This is a genomic window from Shewanella glacialipiscicola (assembly GCF_023283485.1).
In the GTDB taxonomy this organism is placed as follows: domain Bacteria; phylum Pseudomonadota; class Gammaproteobacteria; order Enterobacterales; family Shewanellaceae; genus Shewanella; species Shewanella glacialipiscicola.
Genome location: NZ_JAKILU010000041.1, coordinates 1 through 15,432, shown reverse-complemented (window position 1 = coordinate 15,432; position 15,432 = coordinate 1). Strand labels below are relative to the sequence as shown.

At 45.8% G+C, this 15,432-nt stretch carries 30 protein-coding genes; 2 read left to right on the top strand and 28 right to left on the bottom strand.

Annotated elements, in window-relative coordinates; translation table 11 throughout:
* Window positions 1-565: 565 nt before the first annotated feature.
* Together L2717_RS18290 and L2717_RS17625 are read left to right on the top strand one after the other, a co-directional pair.
* Entirely contained in the window at window positions 566-739 is a 174-nt protein-coding gene (locus L2717_RS18290) for an IS1/IS1595 family N-terminal zinc-binding domain-containing protein (RefSeq protein WP_428847849.1), read from the top strand.
* Window positions 740-794: 55 nt separating this feature from the next.
* Entirely contained in the window at window positions 795-1,319 is a 525-nt protein-coding gene (locus L2717_RS17625; RefSeq protein ID WP_246611729.1) for an IS1595 family transposase, read from the top strand.
* A gap of 115 nt (window positions 1,320-1,434) precedes the next feature.
* Here L2717_RS17625 and rplQ read toward each other — a convergent pair whose 3' ends face one another.
* The 28 genes from rplQ to rpsJ all read right to left on the bottom strand — a co-directional run bounded on the left by rplQ (window position 1,435) and on the right by rpsJ (window position 15,057).
* Window positions 1,435-1,827, bottom strand: coding sequence for a 50S ribosomal protein L17 (gene rplQ, locus L2717_RS17620; RefSeq protein ID WP_076502238.1), 393 nt, complete (start codon window positions 1,825-1,827; stop codon window positions 1,435-1,437).
* Between the two features lie 40 nt (window positions 1,828-1,867).
* Window positions 1,868-2,857 (bottom strand): DNA-directed RNA polymerase subunit alpha, encoded by a 990-nt coding sequence (locus L2717_RS17615; RefSeq protein WP_076502240.1) that lies wholly within the window; start codon window positions 2,855-2,857, stop codon window positions 1,868-1,870.
* 24 nt (window positions 2,858-2,881) lie between these two features.
* The gene (gene rpsD / locus L2717_RS17610) at window positions 2,882-3,502 is read right to left on the bottom strand and encodes a 30S ribosomal protein S4 (RefSeq protein WP_220772919.1); all 621 of its coding nucleotides are present in this window, start codon (window positions 3,500-3,502) and stop codon (window positions 2,882-2,884) included.
* A gap of 32 nt (window positions 3,503-3,534) precedes the next feature.
* A complete protein-coding gene (gene rpsK, locus L2717_RS17605; RefSeq protein WP_006083577.1) occupies window positions 3,535-3,927 on the bottom strand; it encodes a 30S ribosomal protein S11 in 393 nt (130 codons plus the stop codon).
* Between the two features lie 15 nt (window positions 3,928-3,942).
* Complete coding sequence (gene rpsM, locus L2717_RS17600; protein WP_006083578.1) at window positions 3,943-4,299, bottom strand: 30S ribosomal protein S13; 357 nt, start codon at window positions 4,297-4,299, stop codon at window positions 3,943-3,945.
* Between the two features lie 117 nt (window positions 4,300-4,416).
* Window positions 4,417-4,530, bottom strand: coding sequence for a 50S ribosomal protein L36 (gene rpmJ, locus L2717_RS17595; protein ID WP_006083579.1), 114 nt, complete (start codon window positions 4,528-4,530; stop codon window positions 4,417-4,419).
* 21 nt (window positions 4,531-4,551) lie between these two features.
* The gene (gene secY / locus L2717_RS17590) at window positions 4,552-5,892 is read right to left on the bottom strand and encodes a preprotein translocase subunit SecY (RefSeq protein WP_220772920.1); all 1,341 of its coding nucleotides are present in this window, start codon (window positions 5,890-5,892) and stop codon (window positions 4,552-4,554) included.
* Between the two features lie 7 nt (window positions 5,893-5,899).
* Window positions 5,900-6,334 (bottom strand): 50S ribosomal protein L15, encoded by a 435-nt coding sequence (rplO, locus tag L2717_RS17585; protein WP_076502245.1) that lies wholly within the window; start codon window positions 6,332-6,334, stop codon window positions 5,900-5,902.
* A 3-nt stretch (window positions 6,335-6,337) separates the two neighbouring features.
* Window positions 6,338-6,520, bottom strand: coding sequence for a 50S ribosomal protein L30 (gene rpmD, locus L2717_RS17580; RefSeq protein ID WP_006083582.1), 183 nt, complete (start codon window positions 6,518-6,520; stop codon window positions 6,338-6,340).
* A 6-nt stretch (window positions 6,521-6,526) separates the two neighbouring features.
* Complete coding sequence (rpsE, locus tag L2717_RS17575) at window positions 6,527-7,030, bottom strand: 30S ribosomal protein S5 (RefSeq protein WP_076502247.1); 504 nt, start codon at window positions 7,028-7,030, stop codon at window positions 6,527-6,529.
* 11 nt (window positions 7,031-7,041) lie between these two features.
* Window positions 7,042-7,392 carry a 50S ribosomal protein L18 gene (gene rplR / locus L2717_RS17570; protein ID WP_006083584.1) on the bottom strand — a complete coding sequence of 117 codons (351 nt, stop codon included), beginning with the start codon at window positions 7,390-7,392 and terminating at the stop codon, window positions 7,042-7,044.
* Between the two features lie 10 nt (window positions 7,393-7,402).
* Complete coding sequence (rplF, locus tag L2717_RS17565; RefSeq protein WP_220772921.1) at window positions 7,403-7,936, bottom strand: 50S ribosomal protein L6; 534 nt, start codon at window positions 7,934-7,936, stop codon at window positions 7,403-7,405.
* 10 nt (window positions 7,937-7,946) lie between these two features.
* Complete coding sequence (rpsH, locus tag L2717_RS17560) at window positions 7,947-8,339, bottom strand: 30S ribosomal protein S8 (RefSeq protein ID WP_076502251.1); 393 nt, start codon at window positions 8,337-8,339, stop codon at window positions 7,947-7,949.
* Window positions 8,340-8,363: 24 nt separating this feature from the next.
* Entirely contained in the window at window positions 8,364-8,669 is a 306-nt protein-coding gene (gene rpsN, locus L2717_RS17555; protein WP_006083587.1) for a 30S ribosomal protein S14, read from the bottom strand.
* Between the two features lie 10 nt (window positions 8,670-8,679).
* Complete coding sequence (gene rplE / locus L2717_RS17550; protein WP_220772922.1) at window positions 8,680-9,219, bottom strand: 50S ribosomal protein L5; 540 nt, start codon at window positions 9,217-9,219, stop codon at window positions 8,680-8,682.
* Window positions 9,220-9,231: 12 nt separating this feature from the next.
* Complete coding sequence (gene rplX, locus L2717_RS17545) at window positions 9,232-9,546, bottom strand: 50S ribosomal protein L24 (protein ID WP_220772923.1); 315 nt, start codon at window positions 9,544-9,546, stop codon at window positions 9,232-9,234.
* 11 nt (window positions 9,547-9,557) lie between these two features.
* Window positions 9,558-9,926 (bottom strand): 50S ribosomal protein L14, encoded by a 369-nt coding sequence (gene rplN / locus L2717_RS17540; RefSeq protein ID WP_076502259.1) that lies wholly within the window; start codon window positions 9,924-9,926, stop codon window positions 9,558-9,560.
* Between the two features lie 180 nt (window positions 9,927-10,106).
* Complete coding sequence (gene rpsQ, locus L2717_RS17535) at window positions 10,107-10,355, bottom strand: 30S ribosomal protein S17 (RefSeq protein ID WP_006083591.1); 249 nt, start codon at window positions 10,353-10,355, stop codon at window positions 10,107-10,109.
* Window positions 10,355-10,546, bottom strand: coding sequence for a 50S ribosomal protein L29 (rpmC, locus tag L2717_RS17530; protein WP_006083592.1), 192 nt, complete (start codon window positions 10,544-10,546; stop codon window positions 10,355-10,357). Before rpmC ends, rpsQ begins: the two co-directional genes overlap by 1 nt.
* Complete coding sequence (gene rplP / locus L2717_RS17525; RefSeq protein ID WP_076502261.1) at window positions 10,546-10,956, bottom strand: 50S ribosomal protein L16; 411 nt, start codon at window positions 10,954-10,956, stop codon at window positions 10,546-10,548. Before rplP ends, rpmC begins: the two co-directional genes overlap by 1 nt.
* An 11-nt stretch (window positions 10,957-10,967) precedes the next feature.
* Entirely contained in the window at window positions 10,968-11,660 is a 693-nt protein-coding gene (gene rpsC / locus L2717_RS17520) for a 30S ribosomal protein S3 (protein ID WP_011787574.1), read from the bottom strand.
* A 9-nt stretch (window positions 11,661-11,669) separates the two neighbouring features.
* On the bottom strand, window positions 11,670-12,002 hold the full coding sequence (gene rplV, locus L2717_RS17515) for a 50S ribosomal protein L22 (protein WP_006083595.1): 333 nt from the start codon (window positions 12,000-12,002) through the stop codon (window positions 11,670-11,672).
* 15 nt (window positions 12,003-12,017) lie between these two features.
* Complete coding sequence (gene rpsS, locus L2717_RS17510) at window positions 12,018-12,296, bottom strand: 30S ribosomal protein S19 (RefSeq protein ID WP_006083596.1); 279 nt, start codon at window positions 12,294-12,296, stop codon at window positions 12,018-12,020.
* Window positions 12,297-12,310: 14 nt separating this feature from the next.
* Window positions 12,311-13,135 carry a 50S ribosomal protein L2 gene (gene rplB, locus L2717_RS17505; protein WP_076502263.1) on the bottom strand — a complete coding sequence of 275 codons (825 nt, stop codon included), beginning with the start codon at window positions 13,133-13,135 and terminating at the stop codon, window positions 12,311-12,313.
* A 16-nt stretch (window positions 13,136-13,151) separates the two neighbouring features.
* Window positions 13,152-13,454, bottom strand: a complete 303-nt coding sequence (gene rplW, locus L2717_RS17500; protein WP_220772933.1) for a 50S ribosomal protein L23 — start codon at window positions 13,452-13,454, stop codon at window positions 13,152-13,154.
* Entirely contained in the window at window positions 13,454-14,059 is a 606-nt protein-coding gene (gene rplD, locus L2717_RS17495) for a 50S ribosomal protein L4 (protein WP_076502265.1), read from the bottom strand. Before rplD ends, rplW begins: the two co-directional genes overlap by 1 nt.
* Window positions 14,060-14,076: 17 nt before the next feature.
* Window positions 14,077-14,715, bottom strand: coding sequence for a 50S ribosomal protein L3 (gene rplC / locus L2717_RS17490; RefSeq protein ID WP_006083600.1), 639 nt, complete (start codon window positions 14,713-14,715; stop codon window positions 14,077-14,079).
* A gap of 30 nt (window positions 14,716-14,745) precedes the next feature.
* Window positions 14,746-15,057, bottom strand: a complete 312-nt coding sequence (gene rpsJ / locus L2717_RS17485) for a 30S ribosomal protein S10 (RefSeq protein ID WP_006083601.1) — start codon at window positions 15,055-15,057, stop codon at window positions 14,746-14,748.
* Window positions 15,058-15,432: the final 375 nt, after the last annotated feature.

The following is a 15,432-nucleotide window of genomic DNA, read 5'->3' as shown; positions in this document are numbered from 1 at the left end:
CTCAACACTCATCAATCAGTAAACTCATCGATGAACTGTCACATCAGGCTGCTTAATGCTGTCTGCCGTGTCAGTGGATGCGCATTATAGGCAGCAGGAGATTTTGTGCAACCCCTTTTTCGCTAAATTATCCGTTAATTACCGATATCTGTACTAGCCACACCCTACCCACCGCTTACCCCCAGACTTATCCACAATCCAATTCAAAAACGATGACAAGAGAGTCTGCCGAAATGGCTTAATCCATATAATTAAGGGACCGAAAATCTAACTATGATAAGCTAAATAGTTTTTATGCAGCTATGCAGCCAAAAAGTCTATTTACTCAGAGCGACCTGTTAATAGAAGCGTCTCGATTCTGCTCTTCAGTCTAATACCAATTACATCGGCTATGTTTTAGTTAAGTGTTGCTACACTGTAATTCTGTGCAGCTCTCTATAGGAGTTCCAGACATGACTTCATGTTTGTTAGACCTCGAGCAACAAGCGGCAGAGTTACCCATTGAACAGCAACGTTTACTCATTTCTTTTTACAGCAACAACTTGATAGTGGTTCATGCATTAATATGCCTGAGGCGAATTTCACCATCAAACCCCAATGCCCTCATTGTCACGCCTGTCACATTAAACGCCATGGAAAACCTAATGGCCGTCAGCGATATCGCTGTCATGCTTGTCATAAAACGTTCATGAGCACCATTAACACACCCTTCTATAGAATGCGGTTCTTAGAAAAATAGCTGCCATACTTCACATGCATGCTAGACAGCCTTCCTATAAGAAAGAGCGCAAAGTTTGTCTGGTATCGTTGAAATCGATGAGACCTTATTTCGTTATTCAGAGAAAGGCAGTCGCACACTCTCACGTAAAGCCCATAAGAGAGGTGGAGATTGTGCTGGTCGCGGACGCAAGAAAGGTGATTGGGTCGCGGTCCTTGTGGCCAGAGATAGAAACAAACAGGTATTCGATGAATGCCTCGATAGCGCCGATAGTGTCACATTATTAGGGTTGCTAGAAAATAAAATAGCTGCGGATTCAGTGGTGTGTAGCGATGGCTTTCTTTCCTACCTAAAAATGACTCAGGATATGAAAGTAGAGCATAAGATACTCAATGCAAGTCATGGCAGGCGAGTCAAAGAGGGTGTTTTTCATATTCAAAACGTCAATGCTTACCATAGCCGACTGCATTTATGGATAAATACCTTTCGGGGCGTAGCAACTAAATATCTTCCGAACTACTTAGGCTGGTTTAGATTCTTTGAAACCCATGATAATCCGAATGAAAATAGCATATTAGCTATGCAGGAACAATTAACGTGAACATAGCCAATACGATTGGTATAAATGGAGTTTGGATTTAATTCGGGATTGAGTCATGAAAAAAAGAAATAAAAAAGCCGGGCTATGCCCGGCTTTTTAGAAGTGTAACCTTAACTTACTCAGCTTCAACATCAACAGCTTGAGCAGCTTCTGGGCGACCAACTAGCTCGATGTAAGCCATAGGGGCTTTATCACCAGCACGTAAACCGCACTTAAGGATACGGGTATAGCCACCAGGACGTTCCTGGTAACGTGGACCCAACTCAGTAAATAACTTACCGACGACTTCAGCGTCGCGAGTACGTGCAAACGCTAAACGACGATTTGCAACGCTGTCACTCTTAGCAAGTGTTATCAGAGGCTCAACTACGCGACGCAGTTCTTTCGCTTTGGCCACAGTTGTCTTGATGATCTCATGACGAACTAGTGAACCGGCCATGTTGCGAAACATGGCTTGGCGATGACTGCTGTTACGGTTTAGTTGACGACCACTCTTACGATGGCGCATGACCTAATCCTTATAACCTAAATCTGTACAAACCTGAGACTTATAGGTCATCTGCTAAACTAGCTGGAGGCCAGTTTTCCAGACGCATACCTAACGACAGTCCGCGAGAAGCTAAAACGTCCTTAATTTCAGTAAGAGATTTCTTACCTAAGTTAGGGGTCTTCAGCAACTCAACTTCAGTACGCTGTACCAGATCTCCGATGTAATGAATCGCTTCGGCTTTCAAGCAGTTAGCCGAACGTACAGTTAGCTCTAAATCGTCGACAGGACGCAGCAGAATCGGATCGAACTCCGGTTTCTCTTCTTTCAACTCTGGCTCAGACACGTCACGTAGTTCAACAAATGCATCTAGCTGTTCAGCCAGAATAGTTGCAGAACGACGGATAGCTTCCTCAGGATCGATAGTACCGTTTGTGGTCATATCGATAACAAGTTTATCTAAGTCAGTACGCTGTTCTACACGTGCTGCTTCTACATTGTAGGCAATACGTGCAACTGGCGAGAAAGAAGCATCAACCAGCAAACGGCCGATTGGGCGATCATCGTCTTCAGTCTGTGCACGAGCAGATGCTGGTACATAGCCACGACCACGCTCAACGCGAATACGCATGCTGATATCATTATTACCTGTCAGATGACAGATAATATGATCAGGATTCACGATAGTGACATCACCATCATGCGTGATATCTGCTGCGATGACAGGGCCTGCGCCGGACTTGCTCAACGTAAGCATAGCCTCGTCTTTACCCTCGATAGTCACTGCTAACCCTTTCAGGTTTAACAGTATTTCAAGGATATCTTCTTGAACGCCTTCCTTACTGCTGTATTCGTGCAGTACACCGTCAATCTCGACTTCGGTAACCGCGCAGCCGGGCATAGACGACAATAGGATGCGACGCAACGCGTTACCTAAAGTGTGGCCGAAACCACGCTCAAGTGGTTCCAATGTAACCTTGGCACGTGTTGAGTTAACCTGCTCGATATCAACGAGACGCGGTTTAAGAAATTCTGTAACAGAACCCTGCATTGTGTCCTCTCTTGTTTGTTAGCTTTACTTAGAGTAAAGCTCGACGATCAGCTGTTCGTTAATTTCCGCAGACAAATCGCTACGTTCTGGAACGCGCTTGAAAGCACCTTCCATTTTCGCATTGTCGACTTCAACCCATGTAGGCTTCTCGCGTTGAGCAGCCACTTCTAAAGCCGCTTTAATACGAGCTTGAGTACGTGACTTCTCGCGGATGCTTACAACATCATTCGCAGACACTTTGAATGATGGAATGTTAACAACACGACCGTTAACCATAATTGATTTATGGCTTACTAGCTGACGTGATTCTGCACGAGTTGCACCGAAGCCCATACGATAAACGACGTTATCGAGACGGATTTCTAAAAGCTGAAGCAGGTTTTGACCTGTGTTGCCTTTAGTACGTGCAGCATCTTTGTAGTAGTTACGGAATTGTTTTTCTAACACGCCATAAATACGACGAACTTTTTGTTTTTCGCGCAACTGAGTGCCGTACTCTGATAAACGTGGCTTACGAGCGCCATGTTGTCCAGGTGCAGTTTCCAGTTTACACTTTGAATCGATTGCTCTCACACCGCTTTTTAAGAAAAGGTCTGTACCTTCTCGGCGGCTGAGCTTGAGCTTGGGACCCAAGTATCTTGCCATGATCTTTCTCCAACTATCCTAACGAAACGGCGTTATACACGACGCTTTTTAGGAGGACGACAACCATTATGAGGGATCGGCGTCACATCGGTAATGTTAGTTATTTTATAACCAACAGCGTTCAGCGCACGAATGGCTGACTCACGACCTGGACCTGGACCCTTCACAAACACTTCAAGGTTTTTTAAACCGTAGTCTTGAGCAGCAGCACCTGCACGCTCAGCAGCCACCTGTGCAGCAAATGGAGTAGATTTACGTGAACCACGGAAACCTGAACCACCTGAAGTAGCCCATGACAACGCATTACCTTGACGATCTGTAATGGTGACAATAGTGTTGTTGAAAGATGCATGGATATGAGCCATGCCATCTGCAACCTGTTTACGTACGCGCTTACGCGGAGAACGTGACGGAACTTTAGCCATTGCTTTACCTTCCCGTTACTTTCTAATGGGTTTACGTGGACCTTTACGCGTACGCGCATTGGTCTTAGTACGTTGCCCACGGAGAGGCAGGCTACGACGATGGCGGAGACCACGATAACAACCAAGATCCATAAGACGCTTGATGTTCATTGAAATCTCACGACGCAAGTCACCTTCTACAATGTATTTGGCGACTTCTTCGCGTAGTATATCTATTTGAGCTTCGCTCAATTCCTTGATCTTAGCAGTTTCAGCGATTGCTGTAGCCGCGCATATTGCTCTAGCGCGAGTACGGCCGATGCCGAAAATTGCAGTCAATGCGATGACTGTATGCTTTTGATCAGGAATGTTAATGCCAGCGATACGGGCCACTATGCACTCCTTAAAGTTAAAGGCCAACTGCGAAAAGCCCGAAAGGATACTCGACAGTCAACAGATTTGCAAACAAAATTTTGTTCAGCCCAATTCATGGGCTGAACAAATTACTTTTTAGCCTTGACGCTGTTTGTGTTTTGGTTCAACACATATAACGCGTACAACACCACTACGCTTGACGATCTTGCAATTACGGCAGATCTTCTTCACGGAAGCTCGAACTTTCATTTCATCACTCCGTAAAGCTACTTAGCGACCAAAACGATCTAAATTCGCTTTGTTTACTAGGTTAGCTTTCTTCATCACAGACTCATATTGATGAGACATCATATGCGTCTGAACCTGAGCCATGAAGTCCATGATCACGACTACCATAATTAGTAGTGAAGTACCGCCAAAATAGAACTGTACTTTCCACGCGATTAACATGAACTCCGGAATTAAGCAGATAAAGGTTATGTATAACGCGCCTGCCAATGTCAAACGGGTCATAACTTTATCAATGTAACGCGAAGTCTGTTCTCCAGGACGGATCCCAGGGATGAATGCACCACTCTTCTTCAAGTTATCTGCTGTTTCACGTGGGTTAAACACCAACGCAGTATAGAAGAAACAGAAAAAGATAATCGCTGTTGCATATAATAATGAGTAAAGCGGTTGTCCTGGTGACACAGCCAGTGAAAAATCACTTAACCATGACATAGACTCATTTTGACCGAACCACTGAGCCAGTGTTCCAGGAAACAAAATGATGCTTGACGCAAAAATTGGCGGAATAACACCTGCCATGTTTATTTTAAGCGGTAGATGGGTACTTTGCGCAGCAAACACCTTACGGCCTTGCTGACGCTTAGCATAGTTAACGACGATTCGACGCTGACCACGTTCCACAAACACTACAAAATAAGTCACTGCAAACACAATTACCGCGAGCAACAACAATACTAACACATTCAAGTCACCTTGACGCGCCTGCTCAGCCGTTTGGCCGATAGCGGAAGGTAATCCAGCAACAATACCTGCGAAAATCAATATCGAGATACCATTACCTATACCACGTTCGGTAATCTGTTCACCTAGCCACATAAGGAACATCGTTCCAGTAACTAAACTCACAACCGCAACAAAGTAAAATCCAAATCCAATGTTGACCACAAGGCCTGGCACTAAGTTTGGTAACCCGGTTGCAATACCGATCGACTGGAATGTACCCAGCACTAGGGTACCCCATCTTGTATATTGACTGATTTTCTTACGTCCTGATTCGCCTTCTTTTTTCAATTCAGCGAGTGCAGGATGTACGACAGTCAACAGTTGCATAATAATCGATGCCGAAATATACGGCATAATTCCTAATGCAAAGATAGAGGCACGCGAAAGGGCGCCACCCGAGAACATGTTAAACATGCCCAGAATGGTCCCTTTTTGCTGAGCAAACAGCTCTGCTAATACAGCTGCGTCAATACCAGGAATTGGCACAAACGAACCGGCCCTAAAGACGATAATCGCACCAATCACGAACAGGAGGCGAGTTTTCAATTCAGAAAATCCACCTTTCGCGCTTTTTAAATCAAGTCCTGGTTTTGCCATCGACGTATTATTCCTCGATCTTACCGCCGGCAGCTTCAATAGCTGCACGTGCACCTTTGGTTACCTTCAGACCTTTAACAGTCACAGGGCGTTCAATGGTACCTGAAAGAACAATTTTCGCAAACTGGATGTTGCGAGTAATAACGTTCGCATCTTTCAGAGCGTTTAAGTCGATAACATCACCGTTAACTTTTGCTAGTTCGAGTACACGAACTTCAGCTGTTACCATAGCGCGACGCGAGGTAAAACCAAATTTAGGTAAACGGATTTTCAGTGGCATTTGACCACCTTCAAATCCTGGGCGTACACCGCCACCAGAACGAGACTTTTGGCCTTTATGACCACGACCCGCTGTTTTACCTAGACCTGAGCCTATACCACGGCCTACACGCTTTGGCGCATGCTTAGAGCCTGCAGCTGGAGATAGAGTATTTAAACGCATCTATTAATCCTCCACTTTAACCATGTAGTAGACCTTGTTGATCATACCGCGAACTGAAGGAGTATCTTCCAGTTCAACAGTGTGACCAATGCGACGCAGACCAAGACCCGTTAGGGTTGCACGGTGTTTCGGTAAACGACCGATACCGCTTTTAGTCTGAGTAACTTTTACAGTTTTAGTTGCCATGGTGCATTACCCCCGAATTTCGTCAACATTCAGGCCACGCTTAGCTGCGATTTGCGCAGGTGACTTCATGTGCACCAGTGCATCTACAGTCGCGCGAACGATGTTGATCGGGTTAGTAGAACCGTATGCTTTTGACAGGACGTTATGCACGCCTGCTACTTCCAATACGGCACGCATTGCGCCACCGGCAATAATACCAGTACCTTGTGATGCAGGTTGCATGTACACAAGAGAACCAGTATGACGACCTTTAACTGGGTGATGCAGAGTACCTGCATTCAACTCAACGGTCACAATGTTACGACGAGCTTTTTCCATAGCTTTTTGAATCGCTGCTGGAACTTCACGTGCTTTACCATAGCCGTAGCCAATCTTACCGTTACCGTCACCCACTACTGTTAGTGCTGTGAAGCTAAAGATACGACCGCCTTTAACTACTTTAGAAACACGATTAACTGCAATCAATTTCTCTTGCAGATCGTCTTTTTGCTGAGCTTCTAATTTAGCCATTTTATAACCCCTTAGAACTTCAGGCCAGCTTCACGAGCTGCATCTGCTAAAGCAGCTACACGACCGTGATACTTGAAACCAGAACGATCGAACGCAACTGAAGTCACGCCTTTTTCGATCGCGCGCTCAGCAACAAATTTACCTACTGCTTTCGCTGCGTCTACGTTACCGGTACTCTTCAGTAGCTCTTTAACCGCTTTTTCAACGGTTGAAGCAGCTGCCAACACCTGAGCTTCAGGATTAATCACCTGAGCATAAATGTGACGCGGTGTACGATGTACAACCAGACGATTCACGCCCAGCTCTTGGATCTTCTTACGAGCGCGGGTAGCGCGACGTAAGCGAGATGTTTTCTTATCCATATCGCGTTACCTACTTCTTCTTAGCCTCTTTACGGCGTACTACTTCGTCGTCATAGCGAACACCTTTGCCTTTATATGGCTCTGGTGGACGATATCCGCGAATCTCAGCAGCGACTTGGCCAATTACCTGTTTATCAACGCCACGTAGGACGATGTCAGTTTGGCTCGGACACTCTGCAGTTACGCCTGCGGGCAGTTTGTGTACTAACGGATGAGAGAAACCTAAAGTAAGGTCAATATCAGTACCGACGAGTTTCGCACGGTAGCCAACGCCAACTAACTTTAATTTACGCTCAAAACCTTGAGATACACCAACAACCATATTGTTTACTAATGCACGAGTTGTACCAGCCTGTGCCCAAGCGTTAACAACGCCTTCAACAGGGAGGAACTTGACTACGTCAGCTTCAATAACAACATTGACCGCATTGTTGATCACTCGAGTCAGACTACCTTTTCCGCCTTTGACGGTAAGTGTCTGTTCGTTCAAGGTCACCTCTACGCCAGCTGGAATAGATACTGGTGCTTTTGCTACACGAGACATTCCTAGCTCCTTAAGCTACGTAGCAGATAACCTCGCCACCCATGCCTGCAAGGCGGGCGGCACGATCAGTCATCAAGCCTTTAGAAGTGGACACAATTGCGACACCCAGACCGCCCATCACCTTTGGAAGTTCGTTTTTACCTTTGTAAATACGAAGACCAGGGCGACTTACACGCTGGATAGTCTCAACGACTGGTTGGCCTTGGAAATACTTTAAAGTAACTTCCAGTTCAGGCTTGGCTTGATCTGCTACGGCGTAATCAGCGATATAACCTTCATCTTTAAGTAGTTTCGCAATTGCGACTTTTAACTTAGCAGAAGGCATCGTCACCGATACGTGGTTAGCAGCTTGGCCGTTACGAATACGGGTTAACATATCCGCAATAGGATCTTGCATGCTCATATTAGCTTACTCCGTGACAAGTGCTTACCAGCTGGCCTTACGCAGGCCAGGAACTTCACCACGCATGGTTGCTTCACGTAATTTGATACGGCTTAAGCCGAATTTACGTAAGAAGCCATGAGGGCGACCAGTTTGATTACAACGATTGCGTTGACGCGCAGCGCTGGAATCACGTGGTAGAGCTTGCAGCTTAAGTACTGCATCCCAACGGTCTTCGTCAGAAGAAGCTGGACTTGCAATGATAGTCTTAAGAGCAGCACGCTTTTCAGCGTACTTGGCCACGAGCTGTGCACGTTTAGCTTCACGTGCTTTCATTGATGTTTTTGCCATTACGCTACCCTTATTTCTTGAATGGGAAGTTAAAAGCGTCTAACAAAGCACGACCTTCTTCATCATTCTTCGCAGTAGTAGTGATAACAATATCCATACCACGAATCTTATCGATTTTATCGTAATCGATTTCTGGGAAGATGATCTGCTCACGCACGCCCATTGCGTAGTTACCACGGCCGTCAAACGCTTTAGCGCTTAAGCCACGGAAGTCACGAATACGTGGGATTGCGATATCGACTAAACGCTCTAAGAATTCCCACATACGCTCACCGCGTAGGGTCACTTTACAGCCAATAGGGTAGCCTTCACGGATTTTAAAACCAGCAACTGACTTACGAGCAACAGTCACTACTGGCTTTTGACCAGCAATTGCAGTCATATCACGGACAGCATGGTCCATAACTTTTTTGTCTGCAACAGCTTCGCCAACACCCATGTTTAGGGTGATTTTATCAATCCGAGGGACTTGCATGACACTGGTATAACCAAACTTTTTAGCAAGTTCAGCGACAACAGTCTCTTTGTATTTATCATGCAGTTTCGCCATCGTTTACTCCAATTACTTAACGAGTTCACTGTTCGATTTGAAGAAACGCACTTTTTTGCCGTCTTCAAAGCGGAAACCAACGCGATCAGCTTTGCCAGTGGCAGAGTTGAAAATCGCTACATTTGATGCTTGTATCGGTGCTTCTTTCTCAACAATACCGCCAGCTACGCCCAATTGTGGGTTTGGCTTTTGGTGTTTTTTGACAAGATTGATGCCTTCAACAATTAATTTACCAGTAGGAAGGACTTGAGAAACTTTTGCACGTTTACCCTTGTCTTTGCCTGCTAATACAATTATTTCGTCTTCACGACGTATTTTTGCTGCCATTTTGAAGCTCCTTACAGTACTTCTGGTGCCAGCGAGACAATTTTCATAAATTGCTCATTGCGCAATTCACGTGTCACTGGTCCAAAGATACGAGTACCAATCGGCTGCAGGTTGCCGTTAAGCAATACCGCTGCATTCCGATCGAAGCGAATGACAGAACCGTCTGGACGACGTACGCCTTTCTTAGTACGGACTACCACCGCGTTATACACATCGCCTTTCTTCGCTTTAGCGCGAGGAATCGCTTCTTTAACAGAAACTTTGATGATGTCGCCGATACCGGCATAACGACGATGAGAGCCACCCAAGACCTTAATACACTGAACTCTGCGTGCGCCGCTGTTACAAGCAACGTCAAGAGTCGATTGCATTTGGATCATTTTAAGTGCTCCGCTATCGTTACTACACAAATCCCACAATGGGACAATAAAAACACTCATTTTTGCTATTAATTTAGTCAAAAATGGCGCGCAAATATAACACCATAAAAGTGGAATGTATAGTATTAAAAAACAAACGGCTCCACATTCTGGAGCCGTTTACCTAAATACCTAATTAACTTAGGCCTTTGATACTACTTCAACCAGGGTCCAAGACTTGGTCTTAGACAAAGGACGACATTCGCGAATCGCTACTAAATCGCCTTCATTGCACTGATTAGTTTCGTCATGTGCATGGATCTTCGTCGTACGCTTAATGTATTTCCCATAAATTGGGTGTTTCACTTGGCGTTCGATAGCAACAGTAATGGACTTGTCCATTTTGTTACTAGTTACACGACCCTGCAAAGTACGGATTTTATCAGACATTACGCACCCGCCTTAGAAGTAATAATGGTCTTAACGCGCGCAATATTACGGCGCACTAATTTCAGTTGATTAGTCTGAGTCAACTGACCAGTGGCGTGTTGCATACGCAGGTTGAACTGCTCACGCAGCAGACCAAGTAGTTCAGCGTTCAGTTCTTCAACGCTCTTTTCTCTCAGTTCGCTCGCTTTCATTACATCACCGTCTTAGTTACGAAGGTAGTCTTGATTGGAAGCTTGGCAGCAGCCAAAGCAAACGCTTCACGAGCGATTACTTCAGAAACACCATTCATCTCATACAGTACCTTACCAGGTTGAACCTGACATACCCAGTATTCAACGTTACCTTTACCTTTACCCATACGCACTTCAAGAGGCTTAGAGGTAATTGGCTTGTCCGGGAAAACTCGAATCCAAATTTGTCCCTGACGCTTAATATGACGTGTCATGGCACGACGTGCAGATTCGATCTGACGTGCAGTTAAACGGCCACGGCCGACTGCTTTCAGACCAAAAGTACCAAAGCTAACTTCGGTACCGTTCGCTAGACCGCGGTTACGGCCTTTGAACATCTTGCGAAACTTCATACGTTTAGGTTGCAGCATTGCCGGCTCTCCTATTTACCACGAGGCTTGCGCTTAGGTTGCTGCTGCTTCGGCTCTTCAATCTGTGGCAGCATCCCGTCCAGAACTTCACCTTTGAAGATCCAAACTTTAACGCCGATCACACCGTATTGGGTGTGACTTTCAGATGTTGAATAGTCGATATCAGCACGCAAAGTATGTAAAGGTACGCGACCTTCACGATACCACTCATCACGCGCAATCTCAGCTCCGCCTAAACGGCCACTAACTTGTACTTTGATACCTTGAGCACCAATACGCATTGCGTTTTGAACTGCGCGCTTCATAGCACGACGGAACATTACGCGACGCTCTAATTGCTGTGCAATCGAGTCAGCAACTAACTTGGCATCTAGCTCAGGTTTACGGATCTCAGCGATGTTAATTTGAGCAGGAGTGCCAGCAAGTTTTGAAACTGCAGCACGCAATACTTCAACGTCTTCACCTTTCTTACCAATCACAACGCCTGGACGGGCAGTGTGAATCGTAACGCGGATGCTTTTCGCTGGACGCTCGATAACAATCTTAGATACTGAAGCAGCTTGTAATTTCTCTACAAGAAACTTACGCACTTCCCAGTCGCTGTTCAGATTATTTGCGTAATCTGACTTATCTGCGTACCAGGTAGAGATCCAAGGCTTAGTGATACCCAAACGGATACCATTAGGATGTACTTTCTGTCCCATTGCTCTCTCCTAGCGATCTGATACAACCACAGTAATGTGGCTGGTACGCTTCATGATACGATCAGCGCGGCCTTTGGCACGTGGCATGATACGCTTCATAGTTGGGCCTTCATCTACGAAGACGGCTCCTACTTTAAGCTCATCAATATCCGCGCCTTCGTTGTGTTCGGCGTTTGCGATAGCTGAGTCAAGTACTTTTTTAACCAGTACGGCGGCTTTCTTGGGGCTGAAAGTCAAAATTTCGAGGGCCTTAGCAACAGGCAATCCACGAATTTGATCAGCAACCAGACGGGCCTTCTGCGCAGACGTACGGGCAAAACGATGTTTAGCTAAAACTTCCATCTTATTCCTCCCGTATTAACGCTTCTTCGCTTTCTTATCAGCGGCATGGCCACGATAAGTGCGAGTTGGTGAAAATTCACCAAGTTTGTGGCCAATCATTTCGTCAGTTACGAACACAGGAACGTGCTGACGACCATTATGGACAGCGATGGTCAAACCAATCATATTTGGAATGATCATAGAGCGACGTGACCAAGTCTTAATAGGCTTTTTGTCACCGGCTTCCATCGCTTTCTCTACCTTCTTCAGCAAGTGCAGGTCAATGAAGGGACCTTTCTTGAGAGAACGTGGCATGGCGAATCCTCTTACTATTTATTACGACGACGTACGATGTACTTGTCAGTGCGCTTGTTACTACGAGTTTTATAACCCTTAGTTGGCACACCCCATGGAGTCACTGGGTGACGACCACCAGAAGTACGGCCTTCACCACCACCGTGTGGATGGTCTACTGGGTTCATTGCAACACCACGCACTGTAGGGCGTATGCCTCTCCAGCGGTTAGCACCTGCTTTGCCTAACTGGCGTAGCATGTGTTCGGCATTACCAACTTCACCAAATGTCGCGCGGCAATCAACTGGCACTTTACGCATTTCGCCAGAGCGAAGACGTAGAGTGGCATATGCGCCATCACGAGCAACAACTTGTGCATAAGCACCTGCTGAACGAGCGATCTGAGCACCTTTACCAGGCTTCATTTCAACTGCGTGTACAACAGAACCAACAGGCACGTTGCGCAGTGGCATTGCGTTACCGGTTTTGATTTCGGCGTCAACACCAGACTGGATCTTATCGCCAGCTTGCATGCCTTTGGCAGCAAGAATATAACGACGTTCACCATCCGCATACAATACTAACGCGATGTTAGCTGTACGGTTTGGATCATATTCCAGACGCTCAATCTTTGCAGGGATACCATCTTTATCGCGTTTGAAGTCGATTAGACGATAATGCTGCTTATGACCACCACCTACGTGACGGACAGTGATACGGCCAGTATTGTTACGGCCACCACTTTTAGATTTTTTCGCCAACAGGCCAGCAAAGGGTTTACCCTTATGCAGGTCAGTGTTCACCACTTTAACTACGTGGCGACGACCTGGAGAGGTTGGCTTACACTTAATAACTGCCATGATAATTCTCCTTTGCTTACTCAGCGCCGCCGACGAAATCGATGTCAGCACCAGCAGCTAGAGTCACATAGGCTTTTTTCCAATCGCTACGACGACCAGTACGGCCACCTGTGCGCTTAGTTTTGCCTTTGCTGACTAAAGTGCGAACTGAATCAACTTCAACTTCAAATAGCATAGCAACAGCAGCTTTAATTTCAGCTTTAGTTGCATCGATAGCTACGCGGAAAACAACAGTGTTGTGCTTCTCAGCGTTCACAGTGCTCTTTTCAGAGATATGTGGAGCGAGAATGACTTTTAGCAAACGTTCTTCGCGGATCATCATGCTAGCATCTCCTCGATTTGCTTCACTGCGTCAGCAGTCACAAGCACAGTGTTAAACGCAATCAGACTAACTGGGTCTAGACCCGCTACGTCACGAACGTCAACCTTGTACAGGTTACGAGCTGCTAAGAATAAGTTCTCATCAACTTCTGCAGTCACAATTAGAACGTCTTCTAGGTTCATTGCTTTTAATTTGGCTTTCAGCTCTTTAGTTTTAGGAGCTTCAACACCGAATGATTCAACAACAACCAGACGCTCTTGACGTACCAATTCAGACAGAATGCTTCTCAGCGCTCCGCGGTACATCTTTTTGTTAACTTTTTGGCTATGATCTTGAGTTTTAGCAGCGAATGTTACGCCACCGCCACGCCAGATTGGGCCTTTAACAGAACCAGCACGAGCACGGCCAGTTCCTTTTTGGCGCCAAGGCTTTTTGCCTGAGCCAGTTACTTCCGCACGAGTCTTTTGAGCACGAGTGCCCTGACGCGCGTTTGCAGCGTACGCTACAACTACCTGATGAACCAGTGCCTCGTTAAAGTCACGGCCGAAGGTAGTTTCGGAAACTTCAAGAGCGCTTTGCGCGTCTTTCAATACCAATTCCATTACTATCTCCTCAGACCTTAAGCTTTAACGGCCGGCTTGATAATCAAGTCGCCATTGGTAGCGCCAGGAACAGCGCCACGGACTAGTAGCAGGTTACGCTCAACATCTACACGAACAACAACTAGATTTTGAGTTGTAACACGCTCAGCACCCATATGGCCTGACATTTTTTTGCCTTTGAATACGCGACCCGGCGTTTGGTTCTGACCGATAGAACCATTCGAGCGGTGCGACAAAGAGTTACCGTGAGTCATATCTTGAGTACGGAAGTTCCAACGCTTAACGCCGCCTTGGAAGCCTTTACCTTTTGATTGACCAGTAACGTCTACTTTCGCTACATCAGCGAAAATATCAACATTTAGCTCAGCACCAACTTCAATGCCCTCGCCTTCACCGTCTACCAAACGCATTTCCCACAAACCACGACCGGCTTCAACGCCGCTCTTAGCAAAGTGACCTGCTTCTGGTTTAGTGATGCGATTAGCTTTTTTGGTGCCAGTTGTAACTTGAAGTGCACGGTAGCCGTCAGTTTCTAAAGTTTTCACTTGAGTAACACGGTTGCCTGCAACTTCAATTACAGTAACTGGTATTGAAACACCATCTTCGGTGAAGATGCGAGTCATACCAACTTTACGACCAATAAGACCGATAGCCATCTCTCAAACCTCTTCTTACTAGGATCTCAATTAACCCAAGCTAATCTGTACGTCGACACCAGCCGCAAGATCTAAACGCATTAACGCGTCTACAGTCTTTTCAGTTGGCTCTACGATGTCAACCAGGCGCTTGTGTGTACGTAATTCGTACTGGTCACGAGCATCTTTATTAACGTGCGGAGAGATCAAAATGGTATAACGTTCTTTACGCGTAGGTAGTGGAATTGGACCACGTACTTGAGCGCCTGTACGTTTAGCAGTTTCAACGATTTCCGCTGTAGACTGATCTATTAAACGATGATCAAATCCCTTTAAGCGGATACGGATTCTTTGGTTCTGCATTGACCAGAGCTCCTAAAATGGACATATAAAAAATCACCCTCTAGCTTCTTCCAGATGGAAAAGCAGAGCGAGATGATTTAACCGTTCGACTCCCAATCGGAGCCGCTATGATAATGATTAACTTAATTGACTAATCATTTAATTCGTCAACCTAGGTCGACGAGGGGGCCATTATACCTATGTAAATCTGGATATCAAGCCCGCTGTGTAAATAGTCATCAAATAACTATTTAACTTCAGAGTGAGGCGCATTCTACACATTTTTACTTAAGACGCCAACCCTGAAATAAAAAAGGAAGCCTTAGCTTCCTTTTTTGTGTGTTGCTAATCTTTGCTATTAAGCAAAAATTTTCGCTACTACACCAGCACCTACTG

What these genes read in the sequence shown, in the direction of transcription:
- rplW (WP_220772933.1), bottom strand. Translation starts at nt 13,454, where the DNA reads ATGATCCGCGAAGAACGTTTGCTAAAAGTCATTCTCGCTCCACATATC.
- rpmJ (WP_006083579.1), bottom strand. Translation starts at nt 4,530, where the DNA reads ATGAAAGTTCGAGCTTCCGTGAAGAAGATCTGCCGTAATTGCAAGATC.
- rpsE (WP_076502247.1), bottom strand. Translation starts at nt 7,030, where the DNA reads ATGGCTAAATTAGAAGCTCAGCAAAAAGACGATCTGCAAGAGAAATTG.
- rplD (WP_076502265.1), bottom strand. Translation starts at nt 14,059, where the DNA reads ATGGAATTGGTATTGAAAGACGCGCAAAGCGCTCTTGAAGTTTCCGAA.
- rplO (WP_076502245.1), bottom strand. Translation starts at nt 6,334, where the DNA reads ATGCGTTTAAATACTCTATCTCCAGCTGCAGGCTCTAAGCATGCGCCA.
- rpsJ (WP_006083601.1), bottom strand. Translation starts at nt 15,057, where the DNA reads ATGCAGAACCAAAGAATCCGTATCCGCTTAAAGGGATTTGATCATCGT.
- L2717_RS18290 (WP_428847849.1), top strand. Translation starts at nt 566, where the DNA reads ATGCCTGAGGCGAATTTCACCATCAAACCCCAATGCCCTCATTGTCAC.
- rpsK (WP_006083577.1), bottom strand. Translation starts at nt 3,927, where the DNA reads ATGGCTAAAGTTCCGTCACGTTCTCCGCGTAAGCGCGTACGTAAACAG.
- rpsN (WP_006083587.1), bottom strand. Translation starts at nt 8,669, where the DNA reads ATGGCAAAAACATCAATGAAAGCACGTGAAGCTAAACGTGCACAGCTC.
- rplE (WP_220772922.1), bottom strand. Translation starts at nt 9,219, where the DNA reads ATGGCGAAACTGCATGATAAATACAAAGAGACTGTTGTCGCTGAACTT.
- rplN (WP_076502259.1), bottom strand. Translation starts at nt 9,926, where the DNA reads ATGATCCAAATGCAATCGACTCTTGACGTTGCTTGTAACAGCGGCGCA.
- rpmD (WP_006083582.1), bottom strand. Translation starts at nt 6,520, where the DNA reads ATGGCAACTAAAACTGTAAAAGTTACTCAGACTAAAAGCGGTATCGGT.
- rplP (WP_076502261.1), bottom strand. Translation starts at nt 10,956, where the DNA reads ATGCTGCAACCTAAACGTATGAAGTTTCGCAAGATGTTCAAAGGCCGT.
- rpmC (WP_006083592.1), bottom strand. Translation starts at nt 10,546, where the DNA reads ATGAAAGCGAGCGAACTGAGAGAAAAGAGCGTTGAAGAACTGAACGCT.
- L2717_RS17615 (WP_076502240.1), bottom strand. Translation starts at nt 2,857, where the DNA reads ATGCAGGGTTCTGTTACAGAATTTCTTAAACCGCGTCTCGTTGATATC.
- rplB (WP_076502263.1), bottom strand. Translation starts at nt 13,135, where the DNA reads ATGGCAGTTATTAAGTGTAAGCCAACCTCTCCAGGTCGTCGCCACGTA.
- rpsC (WP_011787574.1), bottom strand. Translation starts at nt 11,660, where the DNA reads ATGGGACAGAAAGTACATCCTAATGGTATCCGTTTGGGTATCACTAAG.
- rplQ (WP_076502238.1), bottom strand. Translation starts at nt 1,827, where the DNA reads ATGCGCCATCGTAAGAGTGGTCGTCAACTAAACCGTAACAGCAGTCAT.
- rplV (WP_006083595.1), bottom strand. Translation starts at nt 12,002, where the DNA reads ATGGAAGTTTTAGCTAAACATCGTTTTGCCCGTACGTCTGCGCAGAAG.
- rplR (WP_006083584.1), bottom strand. Translation starts at nt 7,392, where the DNA reads ATGGATAAGAAAACATCTCGCTTACGTCGCGCTACCCGCGCTCGTAAG.
- rplX (WP_220772923.1), bottom strand. Translation starts at nt 9,546, where the DNA reads ATGGCAGCAAAAATACGTCGTGAAGACGAAATAATTGTATTAGCAGGC.
- secY (WP_220772920.1), bottom strand. Translation starts at nt 5,892, where the DNA reads ATGGCAAAACCAGGACTTGATTTAAAAAGCGCGAAAGGTGGATTTTCT.
- rpsD (WP_220772919.1), bottom strand. Translation starts at nt 3,502, where the DNA reads ATGGCAAGATACTTGGGTCCCAAGCTCAAGCTCAGCCGCCGAGAAGGT.
- rplF (WP_220772921.1), bottom strand. Translation starts at nt 7,936, where the DNA reads ATGTCTCGTGTAGCAAAAGCACCAGTATCTATTCCAGCTGGCGTAGAG.
- rpsS (WP_006083596.1), bottom strand. Translation starts at nt 12,296, where the DNA reads ATGCCACGTTCTCTCAAGAAAGGTCCCTTCATTGACCTGCACTTGCTG.
- rpsQ (WP_006083591.1), bottom strand. Translation starts at nt 10,355, where the DNA reads ATGTCTGATAAAATCCGTACTTTGCAGGGTCGTGTAACTAGTAACAAA.
- rpsH (WP_076502251.1), bottom strand. Translation starts at nt 8,339, where the DNA reads ATGAGCATGCAAGATCCTATTGCGGATATGTTAACCCGTATTCGTAAC.
- rplC (WP_006083600.1), bottom strand. Translation starts at nt 14,715, where the DNA reads ATGGCTATCGGTCTTATTGGTCGTAAAGTTGGTATGACTCGCATCTTC.